Origin of the sequence: Microcoleus sp. S36a_B3, assembly GCF_036700745.1 — a bacterium.
Classification (GTDB): domain Bacteria; phylum Cyanobacteriota; class Cyanobacteriia; order Cyanobacteriales; family Microcoleaceae; genus Microcoleus.
The window spans coordinates 98,998-119,094 of the sequence record NZ_JAUBPN010000013.1 but is presented as its reverse complement, the minus strand read 5'-3'; the positions used below and the strand labels follow the sequence as shown (position 1 = coordinate 119,094).

Sequence of the window (20,097 nt, the reverse complement as noted above, 5' to 3'; positions counted from 1 at the left end):
CTACATCAGTCAATTAAACACAAACTCTTCTCTTATTTTCTTCTCCTTTCTTCCTTTGCGCTCTTTGCGCCTTCGCGGTTCGTTAAAAAAAATCAGGTTCACAAAAGACTTAGAAATAGATTCAAAAAGGACGGTTGTCCTCACTACGAACCTTTTAATAGAAAGCGATTTGGACTAAAAATATTTTCCGGGTCAAACTCTTGTTTGATGCGGCTCATTAAATCGATCGCACTTCCAGTATAGCCCCAAACATCTAACCCTTGCTTGATATTGGTCGGCGCTGCCAAAACAGTCAAAAAACCGCCATTAGCTTCGCACCCCCTGCGTACCTGCAACAGCGTTTCAGCAGTCGCCGTCTCAAACCGCAAAACCCCCAAACCGCTGCCGGCATGAATCAAAGCGTCCTGTACCGGCAACTCATTAATTGCCTTGACAGCTTCCGACGGTCTGATGCCTATTTTACAAATAATTGCTGAATTATTGGTAGAATCCCACATTGTTTCTGGCAATCTTTCCCATAATTGATCCTCATCATTACCGTCGCAGCTAGTACCTTGCAAGCCCAACTTTTCGCCAACTGACCGCAAGCGGGCTGATTGTTGTTTAACGCTTTCGGCGATACTTTGAAACCTTACTATTAATCCCGAACCTTTACCCAAACTCTGTTTTTCTACTAACTGCGGCGACAGCAAATCAACGGCTGTTGGAGTCAAGGCAGAGGATAATAAGATTTGAGCAGCTTCAGCTAAAGCATTAGTTTCCCCAGTCAATATTACAGTTCCCGATGATTCAGGCAATGGATAAACTCGGAAAGTTACTTGAGAAATGATTCCCAAGGTGCCGTAAGCACCGGTAAACAGTTTCATCAAGTCGTAACCGGCGACATTTTTAACGACTCGACCGCCAGCTACAGCAATTTTACCGTCCGATCGCACAAAGGTGATTCCCAACAGCAAATCGCGCACGCCCCGATAGCGGTGCCGCAGAGAACCCGCACTAGCAGTAGCGACAATACCGCCCAAAGTTGCCTGCTGCGGATATGCTGGATCGATCGGCAAAAATTGACCTGCTGCAGCTAAAATTTCCTGCAAATCCGCAAACTTCATCCCCGCTTCCGCAGTCACCGTTAAATCGCCCACAGCGTGTTCTACAAGGCGATTCAGGCGCGCCGTACTGACAGCCGCTATCCCCCCTAAATCCCCCTTAAAAAGGGGGACTTTGACAACATCTTGCTCCCCCCTTGGTAGGGGCGGTGCCCCCGTGCCCGCCCTAGGCTGGGGGGGATCCGGATCTAATTTAACCAAACCCCCCCAATCGAGTTTGCTGCCACTCCCTGCCGGCAAGACGGCCCAGCGATTTTGCCGAGCACAAGCAATCACGGCCGCGAGTTCTGCCTGAGTATGCGGGTAAACAGTGCAGTCTATTGAAGTACCGGGGGCAGTTGCTTTTTCTACCCGATTCTGCCAAACCGCCTCTATGTCTTGCTGCAGACAGATGGCAGCAGTGCCAACAATATTTTCTAATTTTTGTGTGGTAACGTAATTTTCGGTAGAGAAAGATTTCATCAAGGTTATCAGACGCCCGGTAAAAAAATAATTACAACACTGCCTAAAACCATTAAATATTAATACGGGCCCGATATTCAAAACATGAACCAACCAATGTCTCAAAACCGACTTTCTGTAGGAATTACCGGTCTCAACGAAGTGATTGACGGCGGGCTGATTGCTCAGCGCTCTTATCTGGTGCGGGGCGGCCCTGGCACCGGCAAAACTACGCTGGGCTTGCACTTTTTGACCGCAGGTATTGCTGTGGGTGAAAAGTCCCTGTTTATTACTTTAGGAGAACCGGAAGCGCAATTGCGCGCCAATGCCGAAACTCTCGGTTTTGATATCGAAGCGATGGCTTTCCTCGATTTGAGTCCCTCCTCGGAATTTTTTACAGAAGTTCAAACCTACGACATTTTCTCCCCGTCGGAGGTAGAGCGAGAACCCACTACACAAAAGATTATCGAACGAGTCCAAGCTGTCAAGCCTACTCGGGTATTTTTGGATGCGATTACTCAATTTCGCTATTTAGCTGCGGATGAGTTTCAGTTTCGCAAGCAAGTTTTGTCTTTTCTGCGGTTTTTGGTGGAAGGGGGGGCGACGGTGGTGTTCACCTCAGAAGGCACGTCAAGTGCTCCCGACGACGATTTGCAATTCATCAGCGACGGAGTAATTTATTTGGAACTGCTGAGTGAAGGGCGCACTCTGTCTGTCACTAAGCTGCGCGGTTCCAACTTCCGCAACGGCCGCCATTCGCTGCGCCTGACTCAGACTGGTATGGAGGTATTTCCGCGACTGCTGCCGGACAACTATCAACAGGATTTTGTGGCTGAACCGATTTCTGCTGGGGTTCCTGAAATGGACGAACTGTTGCACGGGGGACTGGAACGGGGGACTGTGACGGTGATTACTGGGCCTAGCGGTGCGGGTAAAACGACGGTGGGAATTCAGTTTATGAAGGAGGCGGCGGGAAGGGGGGAGCGATCGGTAGTTTACATTTTTGAGGAGTCAATTTCTACTCTGCTGCACCGCTGCGAATCCGTTAACATCCCGGTTGGGGCGATGATGGCGGGGGGAAGTCTTTCGGTGATACCCGTGGAACCTTTGCTCTACTCGCCGGATCAGTTTGCCTGTATGGTACGCCGAGAAGTGGAGCAGGAAAAGACGCGGATTGTGATGATTGACAGTGTTTCTGGCTATCAACTTTCGATGCGGGGGCAAGATTTGGTGAACAATTTGCACGCTTTGTGCAAGTATCTCAAGAATATGGGAGTGACGGTCATTTTGATTAATGAGGTAGAAGGGATTGGTGGAGATTTTCGGATGACCGAGATCGGGATTAGCTATTTGGCTGATAATATTCTGTTTATCCGCTATCTGGAACGCCAACTGCATAATAGAACAGAAATCCGCAAGGCGATCGGAGTAATTAAAAAACGAGTCAGCAATTTCGAGAAAACTCTGCGAGAACTCGATATTACTCGCTACGGCATCAAAGTCAGCAAGCCGATACGGGGGCTGCGCGGCATTTTGAGCTCTGCGCCGGTGTGGGTTGAGGGGGAAGTGGATGAAGATTGAATCGGGGTTGAAAGGGTTCTGGGTCGATCTCAATCGGCTGTTTGGCGGTCGAAAATTTAGGCATTAAGTTGATAGACGGCCTTGTTGATTGAGAGGGATTTTTCCTGAAGTACCCAGACGCTAACTTAAATATAAAATCTCCTACGGCATCAGCCTTATTCCGAGGAAGCTGACAGATGACTGGCAATTCAATAATTTTAGCAGTTGACCGCAATCAGCGAAACTTGCAGCTTTTAGCAAAATTTCTTAACAAAGAAGGATACCAGATGCTCGCGGCTTCTAGCTTGGAAGATGTGGCGCGAGCGATCGGTCAGCCTGCTAAAATCGGGATGGCTTTAGTAGATATTTCTGGTTTCGATAGCCAGATTTGGGAATGCTGCGAACAATTGCGAAATCACGAAATCCCTTTTCTGATACTTTCGCCCAAACAAAGCGCGGCCATTGGGCACGAAAGCTTCTCCCATGGTGCTCGGAGTATATTGGTAAAACCTTTGATCGTTAGAGATTTGCTATCCGTTGTTCACAGCTTGCTAGGAGAATCTGCGTGAGTCGAATTTTATTGCTTGTAGAACAAAAAGAAAATCGCCGCTTGTTATTAGAATGGCTGGCAGTTTACTATGAAATATTGCAGCCAAACTCACAAGAAAATATTGAGGATTTTTTAGGGTTAAATCAATCTTTCGATTTGGGGGTAATTGACGGTCAGGCTCTGAAAAGCCACTGGCAATGGGTGGCTGCCAAAAAACAGGCAGAACACCCCCTATGTTTGCCTTTTCTTTTGATTACATCTCGCTCGGATGTAAAGATGGCAACGCAATTTATTTGGCAAACTATTGATGATTTAATTATTGCTCCGGTCGAGAAAATAGAATTGCAAGCGCGGGTGGAAATTTTGCTGCGATCGCGCCAGTTGTCTTTAACTCTCAAATTGTCTCACGACCAACTCGACCGCACTCTGCAAACAGCGAAAGAACTCAACGAGATGAAAACATCTTTGCTGCACATGATTGCTCACGACGTTCGCAATCCTTTGAACTTCATCATCGGCACTACGCAAGTTCTTACTAAATACAAATCGACATTAACAGATGAGAAAACACAAGAAATGCTAGACAAAACTCAAGCAGCAGCAAAAAGCATCGATCGGTTATTAGATGATGTTTTGCTGCTAGACCGCTCTGAGTCGGGAAAAATTGCGTTTTGCTTGCTACCGCTAGACTTAACAAAGTTTTGTGATGAGTTGGTAGCGGAATTTCAGAACAGCCTGAAGTTGAAGCCCCAAACTGAGCCGGTGACGCTGGTTTTTGTGAATCACAGTCAATCGGCGATGGCTTGTTTGGAGGAAAGTTTGCTGCGGTGCATTCTCAGCAATTTGCTATCAAATGCTATTAAATATTCTCCTCCAAATACTCAAGTAGTTTTTGAATTAAAAGTTACTGAGGTTGAGGTAATCTTTTCGGTACAAGATGCCGGAATTGGCATACCTTTGGCAGACCAAGAACGGCTGTTTGATTCGTTTTACCGCGCGACAAATGTGGGTATAATTCCTGGTACTGGACTGGGGCTGAGCATTGTTAAAAAATGCGTGGATTTGCAAGGTGGCGAAATTGTGTTGAGCAGTGAAGAGGGTGTCGGGAGTACGTTTACGGTAAGGCTGCCGATCGCCAAAATTGAAAAAGAGTAGATGATTCGGCGGTTGAAACCGCGTCTATACAAACGATGTCGGCCGGAGGCCACTGGTTCGTAAAGGGGATACAAAACCCGGATTTGCTATAACAACTAGCAACTAGCAACTGACAACTGACAACTAATACTAAATCTAGGTAACATACCCCTTTATGATGGAACCGCGAAGACGCTTTAGGCGAAGCCGCGCGTCATATCAAATCCGGTAGCATCGGAATGATTCAGATATATATTCTCGGACTCTGTGTACTCTGTGTACTCTGCGGTTAAATCACCTGACGATGCAAGCGGAAACGATATCACCGCTAGAACACGAAGAGAAGAGGAAATAGAAAAGTCAGAAGATACAAGAGTTAGAAAGCTCGGATTTGGTATTAGTTATTATTCTGATACAACATTGTGTGACTGCAATCAAAGTTCTACGGGAGCAGTGGCCCTCAATAATTTTTCTAGGATAAACCGCAGCAAGGATTGAGTTGCTAATACTAAACCCAGTCTGGCTTGGGCGAGTTTTGGTGTTTCTGTTTTAACTTCGCCCCAAATCCGACATTGGCTGTAAAAAATTTGAAATGCTTGGCTCAAATTATTAGCTGTTTTGAGATAATTGACTGGTTTTTGTTGAATGCAATTATTCCCAAAAACTGGAGATAAATTGTCTAGGGCTGTGATTAGTTGCGAAATTAAAGTACGATCGCCCGAATGTACTAACCGCAGTTGCTGGCTGCTGTTGAGCCAGGGTATGGGATTTGGCTGCGCTAGCGACCAAATTTGTGGTGCTGTACGGACATCGGGCTGTGCGATCGAAATTAGGCGATCGCGGTGGGCCATTCGCAACAGGGAACAGCAGCGGGCGTGGCTGTATTGAATGGGAAACAGTCGATCGCCTGACACAACAGGAGATAATATGCGAGATTCGGGATCTGGGAGGGAATTTTGAGCTAAACGCTGCAACCAGAGGGCTAAACCTGCATCAGTCAGCTCCAGCTCAATTATGCCCGCCGGTGCGACTTTAACGGCAAAATCTGGCTCGCACAGCGGTTTGAGAGTTTCGACCAACTCGGCGGCGATCGCCTGCGGTGTCTGTTGCCGAGTTTTAGCCAATTTCAGGGCGATCGCAGAGACGTACAGCACCCCGGCGCTATCTTTACCCCGATTTAACGGAATTTGTGCCAGTGTCTCCTGTTGGGCGATCGCGCCACGGAACTGAGAGAGCAAAAAACACTTCACTGTAACTTCGGGCACTGCTCCATATTTGGTGTATCCATATCGCCCCATCATTAGGTAAAAATTACTCTCTGAGTGTTACCGCTGGCGCTGTTGTTGTACGTTAAACTGCTGATATTACAGATGAGCGATCGGCTCGCCCTGACCGGCTACATCCAATTAATCGACGTTGGAGCGATTTTTGGGCTACATAACAATAATTTACGTGAAACTCTTTGCTGAACTCTACCATTTTCATGTATTTTTTGCTACATTGAATTTTAGGTAAAACTGAAAATAATCAGCACTGTTAAGAAGCGTGCAAGTTCGATCGGGGGTTGGTTGTCTCACTTTGTATCAGAATGCTGGCAGAAGCTGTTTTTCTAACTAATTAAATATATCCCAGAGCCTCACTTATGCAATCAACTTCCACACCTGTAGATACGATCGATCGACCTTTTATCACTTGGCAGCGAATTATCGACTGGGCCCAGGAACACTACCGCTGCCGGACTTTTAGCAAAGACGAAAAGATTCCCGCCAGACCCGGACTGCTTTATTTAGTCCAGAAAGGTGCTGTGCGGCTCGTAGGTAGCGCTCAAGTTAGCGTCGGGGCGAAGCCGGGGCTAAAATCCGCTCGCAAAACTACAGAAGAAGCTTTTTTGGGCTTCGTCGGCGCGGGTCAACCTTTTGAACTGGTTGCTCAGTCTCCGTTTACTCTCCAAGCTTTCGCTCATGCCGATCAAACTCACGTAGTGTGGATGTATTGGCACGATTTGGATAATTGGCCTCACTTTCGCCGGGAAATTTTGGATGCGTTTCGCTACCAGCACCAGCGGAAACTCCTCTGGCTGAGCACTTTGGGACAGCGCCGGACGATCGACCGACTGCTGGGTTTTCTCACTTTGTTGATCGAAGAGTTCGGCGAACCTTACGTAAGTGAGGCAGAACCGGATGTGGTTCGGGGCTACAGGCTGCCTTGGGTATTGACTCACGCTCAAATTGGCAGCGCTATCGGCTCGACGCGGGTGACTGTGACGCGACTGATGGGCAAGTTGCGATCGAAAGGTTTAATTAATACTGAGGATGACAATTTAATTTGTTTGCCGACTAAGGCTAATCCCCAAAAAAGTAAAAATCAAAAGCAGGATGTAGAAGCATTCCTCGAAGACGATATCGAAGATTCTCTGGAAGACGATATCGAAGATGATATCGAAGATGATATCGAAGATGATATCGAAGACGAACTCGAAGATTCTTGATAAAATCTTCCGGGCCAATGTCAGCAAACAGCGTTTAGCTATTATATCAACCGCACCAGACGGCGGGAAGTTTTTCTCGCATTGCACGCCGATGCCGTCGATTGCTTCTGCTTTGGATCTAAAATAAAGCGTTATTTTGCGACGAAAATTCAAGGCTTTCTTCCCTCTTGTTTCTTCCTTCTTCTATTTCTATTATTGTCTCTTTTTACCCGAAGAACAACTGGTAGAGTGTAGCCGAAGGAAGCCGAAGCGAGCCTTCTTCCTGATGACCAATGACTGTTGACTGTTGACTGTTGACTGTTAGTTGTTATTGGGAATTGAGAAGTGGAAATTGGGAATTCGTAGCAAGTAACCAATAACCAATAACCAATGACTAATGACTAATGACTATTGACTATTGACTAATGCCCAATGACTCCTTCGGTGTACGATGAATTGTGTAAACTTTTCCCGTTCTCCAAAGGTGCGACTGACAATGACTGATGACAAGCAAAATTCTCCAATTCCGAACAATCAGCAACGGGTGGTATTCTGCGATTTTGACGGCACGATAACTGTTGAAGAAACTTTTGTGGCAATGCTGAAGCATTTTGCACCGGAATTATCGTCTCAACTAATGCCGGAAATGTACGCAAGAAGGCTGAGTTTGCGATCGGGTGTGCGGCAGTTACTAGAGTCTATTTCTTCGGAACATTACGGGGAAATTGTGGAATTTTCTAGGGGAAAGCTGATGCGGCCGGGATTGGTGGAATTGCTGGATTTTTTGGACGAGAAACAGGTGCCTTTTGCGATCGTTTCCGGCGGTTTACGGATTATGGTAGAGGCGGTTATGGGTGATTTGGCACACCGGGCGATCGCCCTGTACGCTGTGGAATTGGACGCTAGCGGCCCTCGCTTGCAAGTAAATGCTGAGTTTGAAGGAGATGCAGAATTGGTGTCTAAGGTGCGGGTAATGCGCCGTCACCCTGCAAAGGAACAGGTGGCAATTGGAGATTCGCTGACGGATTTTAATATGGCTTTGCAGGCTTCGTCTGTGTTTGCGCGCGATCGGCTGGCCGAGTATCTAGACGAACAGCAAAAGCCTTATACTAAATGGGATAATTTTTTTGACGTGTTGGAAAATTTGTCCCAGAAATGGAGTTGAAATTATAGCCTTTCTCAGGTGAATTAGATTCTCTTGGGCATGGGCCAAACAGGGCATGGGGCATTGGTGTTTCCTGTTCGTAGAAGGGAATTGTGAATTACTTTCTTCGTACCTCACTCTGCGGTATGTGTATTGGTAAGGTGCACATTGTGCACCATACATTTAAATAGACTAGCGCAATTCTGATTAACGTAAAAGCTGGACAAAAAACTGAGGATTTGCAAAGAATGAGTGGCGATTTGAGACCGGATTTAATTGCAGCAGCCAAACATTTTTACGATCGCGGTTGGATGGTGGGGACTGCTGGCAATCTTTCGGCCCGCTTACCAGATGGTAGTTTTTGGATTACTGCGAGTGGTCGTGCGAAAGGGCAGTTGACTGAAGTAGATTTTATCAGAATGAGCTCCGAGGGTGCGATCGTCGAACAGCCTGTTCCCGACAGTCGCCCTTCCGCCGAAACCAGCATTCATTTAGCCGTTTACAATAGTTTTCCAGACGCTAAAGCTTGCTATCACGTCCACTCCATCGAAGCAAATTTAGTTTCTCGGCTAACCGAAGGCGATGCAGTGCCTTTACCCGCGATCGAAATGCTCAAAGGTTTGGGCGTGTGGGAGGAAAACCCCCAAGTGGCGATACCCCTATTTGCAAATTATTTAGAAGTGCCTAAGATAGCCAAGGAAATCTGCGAATACTTTGCCATTTGTGCACCCTCTGTACCAGCTTTATTAATTCGCGATCACGGCATCACAGTCTGGGCAGACTCGCCAGCCGCCGCCTACAATTACGTAGAAATTGTAGAGTACATTTTTCGATACACGATCGCAGCCCGCCAATTAAATTTAGATTTGAAATATTAGATATGAATTTAGGAAATTCCTAAACGTAAAATCTAATATATCTAGGGTGTTTCGGGTGTACCTTACCGCTAAGTATCGTATCAAACACTTTTGATTTCAAAAGTGTAGCCAACAAGCAAATATCCAAAAAAGGAAACAACAATCATGTCTAAATATAACAGAGTTTTATCCATAGACGGAGGCGGAATCAGAGGAATTATCCCGGCGCAAGTTGCAGTTAGCATCGAGTCAAAGCTGCAACAGAAAAGCGGCAACCCAGATGCGAGAATAGCTGACTATTTCGATTTAATCGCCGGCACGAGTGCGGGAGGAATTTTAACTTGCATCTATTTATTTCCCGATCCCAAAAATCCCAGCAGACCTCGGTGGTCTGCACTAGACGCTGTTAATTTTTCTATCAACAGCGGTCGCGACGTTTTTAAAAGTTCATTTTGGCAAAAATTTCGCTCTATAGACGGTTTGATAGATGAGAAATATCCCAGCCCTCCGTTAGAAGAATTCTTTCGGAAAAACTTTAGTGATTGCCAACTCAGCCAACTGCTGAAACCTTGTTTAATTTCCAGTTACGACGTGGAAAGAAGAAAAGCTAATTTTTTCAACCAAATGGATGCGAAAGAACATCCCGAAGCTGACTATTTTATCAGAGATGTTGCCAGAGCCACATCGGCCGCTCCCACTTACTTTGAAATTCCCAAAATTTACTCTTTGACAAACGAATGCTACGCTTTAATTGACGGGGGAGTATTCGCAAACAATCCGGCACTTTGCGCCTATGCGGAAGTGAGAAATAAATTCACATTTTCCGACGATCGCCCAGAGAGAGGCCCGACAGCAAAAGATATGGTCATTTTATCTTTGGGGACGGGAGAAGCTCAGAAAAAATATCCCTACGAAGAAGTGAAAAATTGGGGTCAAATTGAGTGGGTTGAGCCTTTGATTAATATTATGATGACAGGAGTTGCTGAAACTGTAAATTATCAATTGCTCCAAATTTATGATGCGATTGAAAGACCAAATCAATATTTGAGAATTACTCCTGATTTGAACCACGAACCACCGCTGCGGATTGATGATGCTTCGGAAGAGAAGATATTGGATTTGGTGAGAATTGGCAAGGAGCAAGCCGAAAAGCATAACGAAGATTTGGATAAGTTTATCGACTTGTTGCTTGCCGAGTAGACATCAAATTTTAGATTTTGGATTTGAGACTTGAGATTGGATAATTGGGAAAAACTGATGATGACCACAAAACCAATCAGTCTCAATCTAAAATTTAAAATGGTATAACCTACCAACGGCAAGGCTGGCAGACTAAAAATATGTTGACAAATCGCGCAGTAATTGCTGTAGAATTGGCTAAGTCTCTATTTAGCAATGCTTGGCCCTGTTTGTAATTAATCGCGAGCTGTCAGTAATTGGTTAAAAAGTACCAAGAAAAGCGCGATCGACATTTAGATGAAACCTTCAATAACAGGTGGTTTCAGCGGTTTTTAGTGACGCTGTTCCTGGGCGGCCAAGTGCTGCTGCGGATACTCCAATGCAAAATTGACCGCCGCAAAATCATGGAACATTTAGTAACAGTAGGCCTGGATTCTTTGCGTTCAGTGCTGCTAATAGCCTTTTTTGCGGGCATGATTTTTACCGTTCAATCGGCCAGAGAATTGATTCGGTTTGGGGCGATTGGGGCGGTGGGAGGTGCTTTTGCTCTGGCATTTTGCCGGGAATTAGCACCGGTTTTAACGGCGGGCGTGGTGGCGGGACAAGTAGGTTCGGCTTTTGCTGCGGAGATTGGAGAAATGCAGGTGACGGAACAAATAGATGCCCTGTATATGTTGAGAACAAATCCAGTTGATTATTTAGTAGTGCCGAGGGTGATAGCTTGCTGCATAATGCTGCCGATTTTAACAATTTTTGCGGTAGCGGTGGGGATTTTGGGCGGGCTGTTTGTGGCGGCTTTTTTTTACGAGTTGGAACCGTCGGTATTTTTGGAATCGGTGCGGACTTTTTTGGGGCCTTGGGATTTAGTAACTGTGGCGATTAAGAGTTTTATTTTTGGGTTGATTATTGCCCTTGTCGGTTGCGGTTGGGGGTTGACAACGGCGGGCGGTGGGAAAGGGGTAGGTCAAGCTGCAACGGCTGCGGTGGTGACTTCTTGGGTGTTTATTTTTGTGGCGGATTTCTTTTTATCGCTGTTGATGTTTCACGAGTTGGGAATTACGAGAAGCGGGTAATTGTTGGTATAAGACTCGGCGGTTGAAACCGCGACTATAGAAACAAAACCCGGATGGTGCGTGGGTTGAAGAAATAACCACAGAAATTAAGTTCATAGTAAGGATTTTACTTTTTCTTCATGGCGCAGGAATATCAGGAATATAAGGAGGGCGATAGACTCGAATTGCTTGAATGGGAACTGTGCCTTCTGTTTCAGGAATGATTTCAAGGATGTGTTTGGAGTTGCTTAAATTCTGAGCTAATGTGGTAGGATATTCGCGGTTGGAATCTGCAATTTGTGGCGGAATGTATGAATCTACAAACATCGGCTTAACTTGCCACGTAATCTCAAAGCCTTTTGGTGTAGGCTTTTTCGAGTATTCGTAGGCATTTTGCAGCCACCAGTCTCTCGGTTCAATGGCGATGCGGCTAGATTTTGAAACGAACATTTTGTCGTTTGTACCGCTGCCGTCGTAACCTGTTTTGGAACCTATAACGTTAAATTTAAACTTGCTGGAGTCGCTGTTAATTTCGGTAATTACTGCTTTCCAATCTTCGACGATTAGCGGTTTTTGACTGGATATTTGGAGAATTGCGGGCCAACCGACTCCCAGACTAGCGCTGGGTCTGGTGATGGTGTAAAGTTCGGGAAATTCTGAGGGTTTTTTGCCGTCGATCGCAATTTTAGCAGAAATCGCGCCACCGTTGAAGGTTTTATCGGCGATCGCATCTATCCGATTTCCTTCAAACTCTAAAACCAACTTGCCATCTTGCCATTTAACATCAGTACCAACTGTATAGGTTTTGACTAACTCCGGCGGCGCTTGAGGAGAAGTTGGGTTATATCGCAGGTGCGGTTTGATCAAAGCAGCTAGCAGAAAATTTCCCCACTCGTTGAGGTGAATGTCGTCCCTCAATAGCTGTTTTGGTTGCAAGCGATTGTCTTGCAAATACCTGCGCCAAGGTTCGCGAATTTCCGCAATTTCGCAGCCGTATTTATCTGCCAATTCTGGCAGCCATTTTGTAGAATGAGTATTGTGCCATTCATATCCTTTGACTTCATCTGGATTATCGCTACTGTTACCTGCGGGCAACCAGTTTATATGGTCTGAATGCAAGAGTATTTCGCTAGCGGTGCGGCTGCGGACATTGGCAATTATCGCTTCGTAATCCTCATCACCTCCGTAGACGTGAAAAATTAGCAAATCTGGATAAAAAGGATACAAATCGTGTTCGCTGGGACGGATCAAAATCGGCGCGGCAAATCCTCCGATTGCCCGATTTTCCACAATCAAATCAGCGTAGGGAAATCGCTGTTTCAAATCCTTTGCTACGTCTTTCCACCAATCTTGCTCTGTGATGGATTGACCGTAAAATAGGATGCGTACTTGGCGGCGTTCTGTGGGAGTGCTGGCAGCAAGTAACCCCATCGTTCTTTGAATTCTGGCCCCAAAATTAGCATTATTTGCAAGAGGAGCGGGCGGCGGAAATGGCGTTTCTGCAGATATTTTGGGAAGGAGTGGAACTAACAGGAAGCTCAGACACAAACACAGCGGCCATAAGTAGCAATAAATTTTGGATTTTCTACTATTTCCCTGCCGTTTTGCCATTGTTTTATTTTTCCGTTCTATAAAATTTATTCATAACTACCAACCGTAGCTTTAGGGTGCGCTGCGGCGCACCTTCCGAAAGCTGTGCGGCCGATGAAAATGCGGTGTCACAAGTAGCTGTACGGTACATGACAATGCGCGCTTAACGAGTTGCTTTTTTTCTTCTGTCTGCTATATTACCCAGTTGAGGGCGACAAAAGATGATATAATGCCAGCTAATTAATTGCAGGAGATCGATCGCACATCCAATGGATTACAAAACAGCCCGCAGTTTTCTGATCGACCAAGGAAGCGCCCTCGAAACTAAAAAAAATCCCGATGCCTTCCTGATGCGCCTCAAACAAGGTCAGCCACCGGTACCCGGACAGGTGACATCGATTTTATTAGCTTTAAAAATATTGTTTGAGGGCCTGCAAGAATCTCCCATGCTCGATCGGCAATTAATCTCGGCACTGCATTTACTCTCAGTAGAAAGTTTGCAGCAATTTGAAGCCGGACTCGGCAAAGGAGTTTCTTGGCCCCCGCTGCTGAAAGAAGATTTAAGTCGAATTGCGATCGCAGTCAAGAATATTTTTGCCGGAGTGTGGCAATAGTTTAACTCAGCCAACTCCAGATTTTTAACAATCAAAGTGATCAAACTCTACTCGCGAAAGCTTTCCAAGGATGCCAACAGAGCCGGCAGTCCCGCCAGCGAAGCAGATACCAAAGCCTCATCTTTGTAAACTCGCGATCGCGCATAGCTGATACTTTTACAGCCAGAGGCGACACCGCCTCCCTGTTCCAAATTTTCTGTTTCCAGCCGCCCTAAATTTTGAGTTTTTCGCGTCAGGCCCAACATAGCAGCATCCTCAATTAATCTCTAGATATGCGCCCGTGAGATTTCTCATGGCTTGCTCAATATTTCTATTGTTACGCAAATTCTTAATCGAGATGAAACCGTGAAATAATTATTCACGATAGGCAGGGATCGAGTTAAACTGCATAACAACTCTTATTAATTTGTTACAGGCTGCCGTTATTTCAGCCGATCGCCCGCAGCGCCACAGCAGGAACCAAAATCGCTGATTTCGCAAAAAAAACTCAGATAAATGATGCTAACTCTCAGTGCAGCCACCGTTATAGCTCAAATCAGGCCCGACATCCAAAAATTGCCCGATGGAGACTATCGCTACCGAGACTCATTTGCGCTCGATCGACCTTTTCGAGAAATCCAATTTCGCAAACGAGATAAATACATCACCGGTAGCGACTCCGACAAACGCACCGGAAAAAGCTACTGTTTTCGGGGAATCCCGCAGCACAACAGCATTATGAACATCACGGTAGCGATCGATATTTCGCCGAAAACAGCACAGAAAACCGAGTGGAAATTAGCACCGGGAAACCCGATTAATTTCGATCGGCTTTATCCACTACAAGCTGGGCCGGGATTAGAATTATACAAATGTCTGACCGCATTTTTACCGGAGTTAAAAAAATTATGAACCAGTCAATGTAACCTAAGAACTAGCATTTTCCAATTCTTCCCGCAGCATTTTTTTGTAAATTTTTGGCAAACTCGAACTCATAGAATTGTTCTCAATTCCATATCCCAAACTCGTCCAAGTTCCCGAAAGCATCCGCAAAACATCAGTTAATCTGTCCTGCCGCAACATCTGTGAAATATCAGCTTTCCAAAACTTGCGATCGCTCAACCAAGCATAAACCACAGCATCCTGATATTCCGGTTCAAAACTGTAATCTTCCCAGAATAAAAAATTAGCGCGACGGGCGTGATAGCGCTTCGCCTTCTCCTTCCAAGTCGTAGTCAAAAATTGATATCTGCCCGCCGCCGTAGTACACTTACCTCGATTCGGGCCGTTAACAATTCTCACGCACCAGTCAGGATGACGGCTCAAATCCAATACATATTTGCCGCCGTAAACAACGTGATAAGGCCGAGAAACATTTGATTCGCTAGCAGAAATAGTTCGCATCAAAGCTCGAATGTAAGGATCGCCAGTTTTCATAGCCAGCGGCGGCGATTTCCTGACATCACTTGCTGACTGCGAAAACGGCAAATTTCGCGGCAAATTGGCAACAAAAAAAACACTGCCGCCGATCGCAGCCCCGATTAAAAGTAGAAATCCCAGGATTTGAATTTCCGATCGCCTCAACAAACCAGTTTGGCGACGACCCCATTTCTGGGCTTCCAGCAAAGTCATTTCCATGTCCGCAATTTCGGCTAATTTTCTCGCCAGCCGCCTCCGGCGCACCCGAAAATCGTACTGATATAGCGGCGCAGCGAACAGCGTTAAACTCCATAAAACCCCCGCCAATTTGACCAGCCAGAAATCGAATTCACCGGCGATAGCCACATTTGTCAGAGTAGAGATTCCTGCGAGTAACTTAGCCGGATCGATCGCGCGCGCGGGCCAATAAAAAATCGCCAGTTGCACCAACAGCGCCAGATTAAACGCAAAAAAAAGCACTACAACAGCATTCAAGCCTTCTCGCAAGTGCGATCGCATACCAGTAAGCCCGCGCTTGAACTTGCGCCCTTTCCCCTTGGGGCCAGGTAGCATAATTAGTAACGGATTTAAGATTTTGACGGCGAAAAAGTGAGCGACAAAGAATAAAGGTAACTGAATCAGCCAAGCAGCCAACAACAAAGTCAGAAAGCCAATTTCATCGCTAGCGAAAGGAATGCCCCTGCGAAGGATAAAACTAAAACTCTGGGCGAGAGCAAATGCCCTTAACCACGAAATCGGATAGGGGAACCAAGCTGGCCACTTGAGAGTTTTCATGCTGGGAGAGGGAAATTTCAACGGCGGATGATAAAACTATTAAGATTTTGTCAGATTTGGCGATCGAAAAATTGCTGCAGGGTGCGAAGCCTCAATTTTCGATCGGGGCACTGAAGATTTGAGATTGACTCCACAGATGCAGGGTGCGCCAGCCCAAATTTTTGACTAAACTCGAATAGTTGTTTTTGCCTGACGCACCGAACCCAAACAAGCTTAATTCAATCAAACCACACCGGCAAACAACTCCTCAAAACTCTTTTGTGGGGCATCCGGCTTCGCCACAATTTCCACAATCTTGTTGCGAGAAGTCGGCTCAAACAGCGCCTCCACGCAGACTTGAGCTACCTTAGTGCGAGGAATGCTGTTCTCAAACAGTGTATCCGCACTGCTCATGACGATCGCATCTGAATTATCCTCATTTTTGAGACCGCCCGGTCGGACGATCGTATAAGTCAAGCCGCTTTTTTGCAAATACTCCTCCGCCTGTTTTTTCCACACCAGAATCAGCCAAAACAGATTTAGCGGGTGAAAAAACTGAGAAACGCACAGAGAAGTCACCAGCACAAAATGCTCAATTCCCTGAGCCTTAGCGGCCTCCACCAAATTTTTAGTACCCTCAAAATCCACCTTGTAAGGCCCTGTCGGGTCAAAACCAGGGGCCGCCCCCGTCGCGCACAGCAACACCGTACTATCGCCGATCGCGTCGCGCAGAGAAGTCGCATTTAATACATCCCCTGTCACTAACTCAGCCTCCGGTGGTAAAATCTGTCTAGCCGTCTCCAAATTTCGGACTAAAGCGCGCACGGGAATGCCTCGCTTGACCAATTCTGTGACAATTCGGCGGCCAGTCTGGCCTGTGGCTCCTGCTACAAATGCTTTCATAAGTCAGGTTATGCTGTTCTTGGGTAAATTTTGTTGCAATCTATTTCCCAATTGTAGGGAGGAAACTTCCTTACCGCATCCCCAAGCCGATCGATTGGCGTGTATTACAGGAGAGCATATTATGAAGCAGGATTCCGCTGAATATCAAACTACTGTTGAAGCTTCTGACGAAAATTGCTACCCAGATGCGAGTTTCCGACAGCCCGAAAGTGGAAGTGCGGATGTAGCAGAGGAAGTTGAGCCGATTTGGTTTCACGCCCATTTTGAAGACAGCATGGAGATGTACGCCGATGCTGCTACGGTGGCTGAGCATTTGAACAATCACAAGAGTTGGTTTTGTCAGTGCGCTTGGCCGATGAAAGCTGAGCCGATCGGCGAAAACGGCTACGATCTATTAATCGGGCGTTTTGGGGCTTTCGGCTACCGAGTTGAAGCGAGAATCGGTTTAGAGTTGCTGCCGCCGGACGCTGAAGGCTGCTATTTGATTAAGACAATCCCGGTTCCGAATTATACCGCGCCTGGATATGAAGTGGATTTTCGATCGGCAATGAACCTAGTAGAGATACCGTCTGACGAATTTGCCGCCGATTGGCCCGCGTCGGAACGCGCGAAGCTACCGCCTGCGATTACCAGTGCCGCGTGGAAGCTAGATTTAGCTGTGGGGGTTTGCTTCCCTAAGTTTATTCGATCGATGTCTCAACCATTAATAGAAAAAACCGGCGATGCGCTTTTGGAAAAAATCATCAAACAAGTTAACCGCCGCTTAACCTATAAAACTCAGCTTGTTTTTCACGAAAGTTTGAACATTCCTTTTCCCAAAAATCCTAAAAAACACTAACAAAACTTGCGCCCCAACTCACCTCTTCCCGGTGCCAGGGGCGCATCTTACCCTGAATATTACGAGCTTTCTGGCGGCTTTATCCTGACTAGATATCTTGCACTCAATCGCTTTCAAATTCTTCAATCATCTGCGTTTATCTGTGTTTATCTGCCTGACATCTGCGGTTTCTCAATCCAGCCAACACTTAGGCAAAATATCTAATCTTCTTTTCTCACTACCTTGAGAACGAAAATGTTTAACTCCAGCAAAACTGAGCGTCCACCATACCATATGTGCGTATTGAGCGCAGTCGAACCAAGTCACAGCGAAAACCAGATAAGCAATAGCAACTGCTGCCATCCCACCAATCGAGCATTGGAGCGCTAAATATAAATAATATCCCCAAAGTGCGATGCCAACAATCAGTCCCAAAACACCAACTGAAACCGTTGTATCCAAAATCAAATTGTGAGCTTTATAAGTAGGAATTTCTCTGGTGCTAATTTCACCTTTTATGTTAATATAGTCGTAGGTAAACTCGTTCAAGTTGACAACTATAGGAGTTACTTGAGGATTCCTGATATAGGGATAGGCAATCCCTAATCCGTCGAATCCCCATCCAAATAACGGGCGCTTTTTGATGCCTCTAGCTGCAAGTTCCCACATCGGGGAACGGCTGGACATGACTTGTTCGATGCTCGGTTTTTGCCAGTTGAGGGGTCGGTTGACGGTCATGATGCCCACAGCGAGGGCTCCCATCAGGGCTATACCGGTGAGAATTTTGTAATAAGGGCGATCGAGCAAATAAGCACTGGCAACAATCAAAGCTACAATTGCACTGCGGGTAGAAGTTAGCAGCAGTGCCGGAACAGTTAAAATCAAAGTAATTACAGTTAATTTAGTAGAGGTAAATCTCCAAAACCAACCGACAATCGCAGTAATCGCCGTCAACACTAAAACTATGGATGCGTGTCCGCGATGGGAGTACAATCCTATAGGTTGCTGTCCTTGAAAAATGCTGCTGGCTAGAACATCTTCTCTGATTAGTCTGCCCATTGTAGCGGTGTAGTCAATCCGCCAGTCAATAATTTGAGGAAAGATACTCAGAGAAAGGATGATGCCACCAATTAGCAATCCTTGGAATTGGGAATTGATCATTTGCGGGCGTGCGATTAGAAGCAAACTGTTGCTGAGAGTGAAGGCGGCGATTAACAGCCAGTAAAGCCAACCGTCTCCCATTTGGTCTTGACCGAAAAAAGATGTTAAAGGAAAGGGACTGTGCAGGGTAGAGATGGCTCCTATTGAGAGAAATATCGTCCAAAGTATGAAGCTATTTTTCCAGTTTTGGGGAATCGCGATGGATTTTTTTTGCGATAATAAAAGGGCGATGTTGAGGGAAATTATTAGCCAAATAATCAATACTTTGGGCGATGTCCAGATGAGGCCGCGGGTAGTTCCCCAGGGGTTGATGAGGATGATGCTGAGGGCATACAGGATGGTGTAGAGCGTTTTCATTACTCTTTGGTTTTCCTGTTTTTGAGCTTGAGAAGTAGACCTAATCCGCTGAGTGCCAAGAGAGTGCCTAATCCGGTGGTTGGTTCAGGAACGGCTTCGGCGGGGAGGGCGTCGTCGTCAGGGTTTTTAGTTTTGGAGGCTAGGGAGTTGTTATCCTCTGAGGCTAGTCCTGGGTCTTCAAGTAAGTCGCCGCTGATGCCTGCTAAATCAAGTTCATTTTCGTTACTGTCAGTTGATGATAATTCTGGGTCTTCCAGTAAGTCGCCACTGATGCTGGCTAAATCAATTTGGTTTTCGTTACTGTCGGTTGATGATAGTTCTGGGTCTTCCAGTAAGTCGCCGCTGATGCTGGCTAAATCAAGTTCATTTTCGTTGTCTGTTGATGATAGTTCTGAATCAAGAAGTAGATTGCTGCTGACCTCAGTTAAATCTACCTTCTTTTCGCTGCTAGGAGTTGATGATAGTTCAGGATTTTCTAGTAGTTCGCCACTGATGCTAGCTACGTTTACATCTGCATAGTTGTTGGCAGTTGATGATAGTTCAGGACTGACAAGTAAGTCGCGGCTGACGCTAGCTACGTCCACGTAATCGGTGGCATAGTTATTGTTACCTTTGGCAGCATTTTTTAAAAGTGGTGTCTGGGGTAAGGTAAGGGCATTAGCGCTTCTGAGAGAAGAAGCGGGAACCGCCCGAATCGGACGACCGCCACCCCTGGGACTCGGTGCTGGACGCGGACTCGGTGCTGGACGGGGACTCGGTGCTGGACGGGGACTCGGTGCTGGACGCGGACTCGGTGCTGGACGGGGACTCGGCGCTGGACGCGGACTCGGTGCTGGACGGGGACTCGGTGCTGGACGCGGGCTGGGGATGGGAGTAGGCGATGGTGTTGGTGTTGGTGATGGTGATGGTGATGGTGATGGTGATGATGATGCCACACAACCAATGCCACCGCCACCGCTGCTACTGCTGGCGATAATCGTGCTACCGCTTTTAGGA

19 protein-coding genes are annotated in these 20,097 nt (G+C 46.4%); 11 read left to right on the top strand and 8 right to left on the bottom strand.

The annotated features are described in order from the left end of the window. Nucleotides 1–143: 143 nt before the first annotated feature. Nucleotides 144–1,565, bottom strand: a complete 1,422-nt coding sequence (locus QUA01_RS16005) for an FAD-binding oxidoreductase (protein WP_333090680.1) — start codon at nucleotides 1,563–1,565, stop codon at nucleotides 144–146. 84 nt (nucleotides 1,566–1,649) lie between these two features. Here QUA01_RS16005 and QUA01_RS16000 point away from each other — a divergent pair, with 84 nt between their 5' ends. The 3 genes from QUA01_RS16000 (at nucleotide 1,650) to QUA01_RS15990 (ending at nucleotide 4,809) form a co-directional block, all read left to right on the top strand. After that, nucleotides 1,650–3,125 (top strand): ATPase domain-containing protein, encoded by a 1,476-nt coding sequence (locus QUA01_RS16000; protein ID WP_333090678.1) that lies wholly within the window; start codon nucleotides 1,650–1,652, stop codon nucleotides 3,123–3,125. A 176-nt stretch (nucleotides 3,126–3,301) separates the two neighbouring features. Further along, nucleotides 3,302–3,673 carry a response regulator gene (locus QUA01_RS15995; protein WP_333090677.1) on the top strand — a complete coding sequence of 124 codons (372 nt, stop codon included), beginning with the start codon at nucleotides 3,302–3,304 and terminating at the stop codon, nucleotides 3,671–3,673. Continuing rightward, nucleotides 3,670–4,809 carry an ATP-binding response regulator gene (locus QUA01_RS15990; protein WP_333090675.1) on the top strand — a complete coding sequence of 380 codons (1,140 nt, stop codon included), beginning with the start codon at nucleotides 3,670–3,672 and terminating at the stop codon, nucleotides 4,807–4,809. Before QUA01_RS15995 ends, QUA01_RS15990 begins: the two co-directional genes overlap by 4 nt. Before the next feature lie 413 nt (nucleotides 4,810–5,222). Here QUA01_RS15990 and QUA01_RS15985 read toward each other — a convergent pair whose 3' ends face one another. After that, nucleotides 5,223–6,053, bottom strand: a complete 831-nt coding sequence (locus tag QUA01_RS15985) for a DALR anticodon-binding domain-containing protein (RefSeq protein WP_333090673.1) — start codon at nucleotides 6,051–6,053, stop codon at nucleotides 5,223–5,225. A 377-nt stretch (nucleotides 6,054–6,430) separates the two neighbouring features. Between QUA01_RS15985 and QUA01_RS15980 the strand changes: the two genes are divergently transcribed. The 5 genes from QUA01_RS15980 to QUA01_RS15960 all read left to right on the top strand — a co-directional run bounded on the left by QUA01_RS15980 (nucleotide 6,431) and on the right by QUA01_RS15960 (nucleotide 11,508). Further along, nucleotides 6,431–7,276: a Crp/Fnr family transcriptional regulator gene (locus QUA01_RS15980; RefSeq protein ID WP_442921552.1), complete on the top strand. Its 846-nt coding sequence runs from the start codon at nucleotides 6,431–6,433 to the stop codon at nucleotides 7,274–7,276. Between the two features lie 475 nt (nucleotides 7,277–7,751). Then, nucleotides 7,752–8,420 carry an HAD-IB family phosphatase gene (locus QUA01_RS15975; protein WP_333090672.1) on the top strand — a complete coding sequence of 223 codons (669 nt, stop codon included), beginning with the start codon at nucleotides 7,752–7,754 and terminating at the stop codon, nucleotides 8,418–8,420. A 227-nt stretch (nucleotides 8,421–8,647) separates the two neighbouring features. Further along, complete coding sequence (mtnB, locus tag QUA01_RS15970) at nucleotides 8,648–9,277, top strand: methylthioribulose 1-phosphate dehydratase (RefSeq protein ID WP_194067388.1); 630 nt, start codon at nucleotides 8,648–8,650, stop codon at nucleotides 9,275–9,277. Between the two features lie 144 nt (nucleotides 9,278–9,421). Beyond that, nucleotides 9,422–10,456, top strand: coding sequence for a patatin-like phospholipase family protein (locus tag QUA01_RS15965; RefSeq protein ID WP_333090671.1), 1,035 nt, complete (start codon nucleotides 9,422–9,424; stop codon nucleotides 10,454–10,456). A gap of 236 nt (nucleotides 10,457–10,692) precedes the next feature. Continuing rightward, nucleotides 10,693–11,508, top strand: coding sequence for an MlaE family lipid ABC transporter permease subunit (locus QUA01_RS15960; RefSeq protein ID WP_333090670.1), 816 nt, complete (start codon nucleotides 10,693–10,695; stop codon nucleotides 11,506–11,508). A 117-nt stretch (nucleotides 11,509–11,625) separates the two neighbouring features. Here QUA01_RS15960 and QUA01_RS15955 read toward each other — a convergent pair whose 3' ends face one another. Further along, complete coding sequence (locus QUA01_RS15955) at nucleotides 11,626–12,918, bottom strand: SGNH/GDSL hydrolase family protein (RefSeq protein WP_333090668.1); 1,293 nt, start codon at nucleotides 12,916–12,918, stop codon at nucleotides 11,626–11,628. Nucleotides 12,919–13,346: 428 nt separating this feature from the next. Here QUA01_RS15955 and QUA01_RS15950 point away from each other — a divergent pair, with 428 nt between their 5' ends. Continuing rightward, the gene (locus QUA01_RS15950) at nucleotides 13,347–13,691 is read left to right on the top strand and encodes a Dethiobiotin synthetase (protein ID WP_333090667.1); all 345 of its coding nucleotides are present in this window, start codon (nucleotides 13,347–13,349) and stop codon (nucleotides 13,689–13,691) included. 47 nt (nucleotides 13,692–13,738) lie between these two features. On the opposite strand, the gene QUA01_RS15945 is transcribed toward QUA01_RS15950, so the two are convergent. Next, on the bottom strand, nucleotides 13,739–13,936 hold the full coding sequence (locus QUA01_RS15945) for a hypothetical protein (protein ID WP_333090665.1): 198 nt from the start codon (nucleotides 13,934–13,936) through the stop codon (nucleotides 13,739–13,741). A 250-nt stretch (nucleotides 13,937–14,186) separates the two neighbouring features. Between QUA01_RS15945 and QUA01_RS15940 the strand changes: the two genes are divergently transcribed. Beyond that, the gene (locus tag QUA01_RS15940) at nucleotides 14,187–14,582 is read left to right on the top strand and encodes a hypothetical protein (protein WP_333090663.1); all 396 of its coding nucleotides are present in this window, start codon (nucleotides 14,187–14,189) and stop codon (nucleotides 14,580–14,582) included. A 15-nt stretch (nucleotides 14,583–14,597) separates the two neighbouring features. Here QUA01_RS15940 and QUA01_RS27450 read toward each other — a convergent pair whose 3' ends face one another. Together QUA01_RS27450 and QUA01_RS15930 are read right to left on the bottom strand one after the other, a co-directional pair. Further along, a complete protein-coding gene (locus tag QUA01_RS27450; protein ID WP_442921555.1) occupies nucleotides 14,598–15,308 on the bottom strand; it encodes a glycoside hydrolase family 24 protein in 711 nt (236 codons plus the stop codon). Between the two features lie 798 nt (nucleotides 15,309–16,106). Next, a complete protein-coding gene (locus tag QUA01_RS15930) occupies nucleotides 16,107–16,766 on the bottom strand; it encodes an NAD(P)H-binding protein (protein WP_194067395.1) in 660 nt (219 codons plus the stop codon). Between the two features lie 121 nt (nucleotides 16,767–16,887). Between QUA01_RS15930 and QUA01_RS15925 the strand changes: the two genes are divergently transcribed. Then, nucleotides 16,888–17,604, top strand: coding sequence for a DUF1997 domain-containing protein (locus QUA01_RS15925; RefSeq protein ID WP_333090658.1), 717 nt, complete (start codon nucleotides 16,888–16,890; stop codon nucleotides 17,602–17,604). 171 nt (nucleotides 17,605–17,775) lie between these two features. On the opposite strand, the gene QUA01_RS15920 is transcribed toward QUA01_RS15925, so the two are convergent. Together QUA01_RS15920 and QUA01_RS15915 are read right to left on the bottom strand one after the other, a co-directional pair. Then, nucleotides 17,776–19,101, bottom strand: a complete 1,326-nt coding sequence (locus QUA01_RS15920; protein ID WP_333090657.1) for an O-antigen ligase family protein — start codon at nucleotides 19,099–19,101, stop codon at nucleotides 17,776–17,778. Continuing rightward, the gene (locus tag QUA01_RS15915; protein WP_333265871.1) at nucleotides 19,101–20,036 is read right to left on the bottom strand and encodes a PEP-CTERM sorting domain-containing protein; all 936 of its coding nucleotides are present in this window, start codon (nucleotides 20,034–20,036) and stop codon (nucleotides 19,101–19,103) included. Before QUA01_RS15915 ends, QUA01_RS15920 begins: the two co-directional genes overlap by 1 nt. Nucleotides 20,037–20,097 lie beyond the last annotated feature (61 nt).

Excerpts from the sequence above, each read along its gene's own strand:
- QUA01_RS15930 (WP_194067395.1), bottom strand. The coding sequence starts at position 16,766 with ATGAAAGCATTTGTAGCAGGAGCCACAGGCCAGACTGGCCGCCGAATT.
- QUA01_RS16000 (WP_333090678.1), top strand. The coding sequence starts at position 1,650 with ATGAACCAACCAATGTCTCAAAACCGACTTTCTGTAGGAATTACCGGT.
- QUA01_RS15945 (WP_333090665.1), bottom strand. The coding sequence starts at position 13,936 with ATGTTGGGCCTGACGCGAAAAACTCAAAATTTAGGGCGGCTGGAAACA.
- QUA01_RS15925 (WP_333090658.1), top strand. The coding sequence starts at position 16,888 with ATGAAGCAGGATTCCGCTGAATATCAAACTACTGTTGAAGCTTCTGAC.
- QUA01_RS15965 (WP_333090671.1), top strand. The coding sequence starts at position 9,422 with ATGTCTAAATATAACAGAGTTTTATCCATAGACGGAGGCGGAATCAGA.
- QUA01_RS15920 (WP_333090657.1), bottom strand. The coding sequence starts at position 19,101 with ATGAAAACGCTCTACACCATCCTGTATGCCCTCAGCATCATCCTCATC.
- QUA01_RS16005 (WP_333090680.1), bottom strand. The coding sequence starts at position 1,565 with ATGAAATCTTTCTCTACCGAAAATTACGTTACCACACAAAAATTAGAA.
- QUA01_RS15940 (WP_333090663.1), top strand. The coding sequence starts at position 14,187 with ATGATGCTAACTCTCAGTGCAGCCACCGTTATAGCTCAAATCAGGCCC.
- QUA01_RS15955 (WP_333090668.1), bottom strand. The coding sequence starts at position 12,918 with ATGGGGTTACTTGCTGCCAGCACTCCCACAGAACGCCGCCAAGTACGC.
- QUA01_RS15995 (WP_333090677.1), top strand. The coding sequence starts at position 3,302 with ATGACTGGCAATTCAATAATTTTAGCAGTTGACCGCAATCAGCGAAAC.
- QUA01_RS15975 (WP_333090672.1), top strand. The coding sequence starts at position 7,752 with ATGACTGATGACAAGCAAAATTCTCCAATTCCGAACAATCAGCAACGG.
- QUA01_RS15980 (WP_442921552.1), top strand. The coding sequence starts at position 6,431 with ATGCAATCAACTTCCACACCTGTAGATACGATCGATCGACCTTTTATC.
- mtnB (WP_194067388.1), top strand. The coding sequence starts at position 8,648 with ATGAGTGGCGATTTGAGACCGGATTTAATTGCAGCAGCCAAACATTTT.
- QUA01_RS15950 (WP_333090667.1), top strand. The coding sequence starts at position 13,347 with ATGGATTACAAAACAGCCCGCAGTTTTCTGATCGACCAAGGAAGCGCC.
- QUA01_RS27450 (WP_442921555.1), bottom strand. The coding sequence starts at position 15,308 with ATGGAAATGACTTTGCTGGAAGCCCAGAAATGGGGTCGTCGCCAAACT.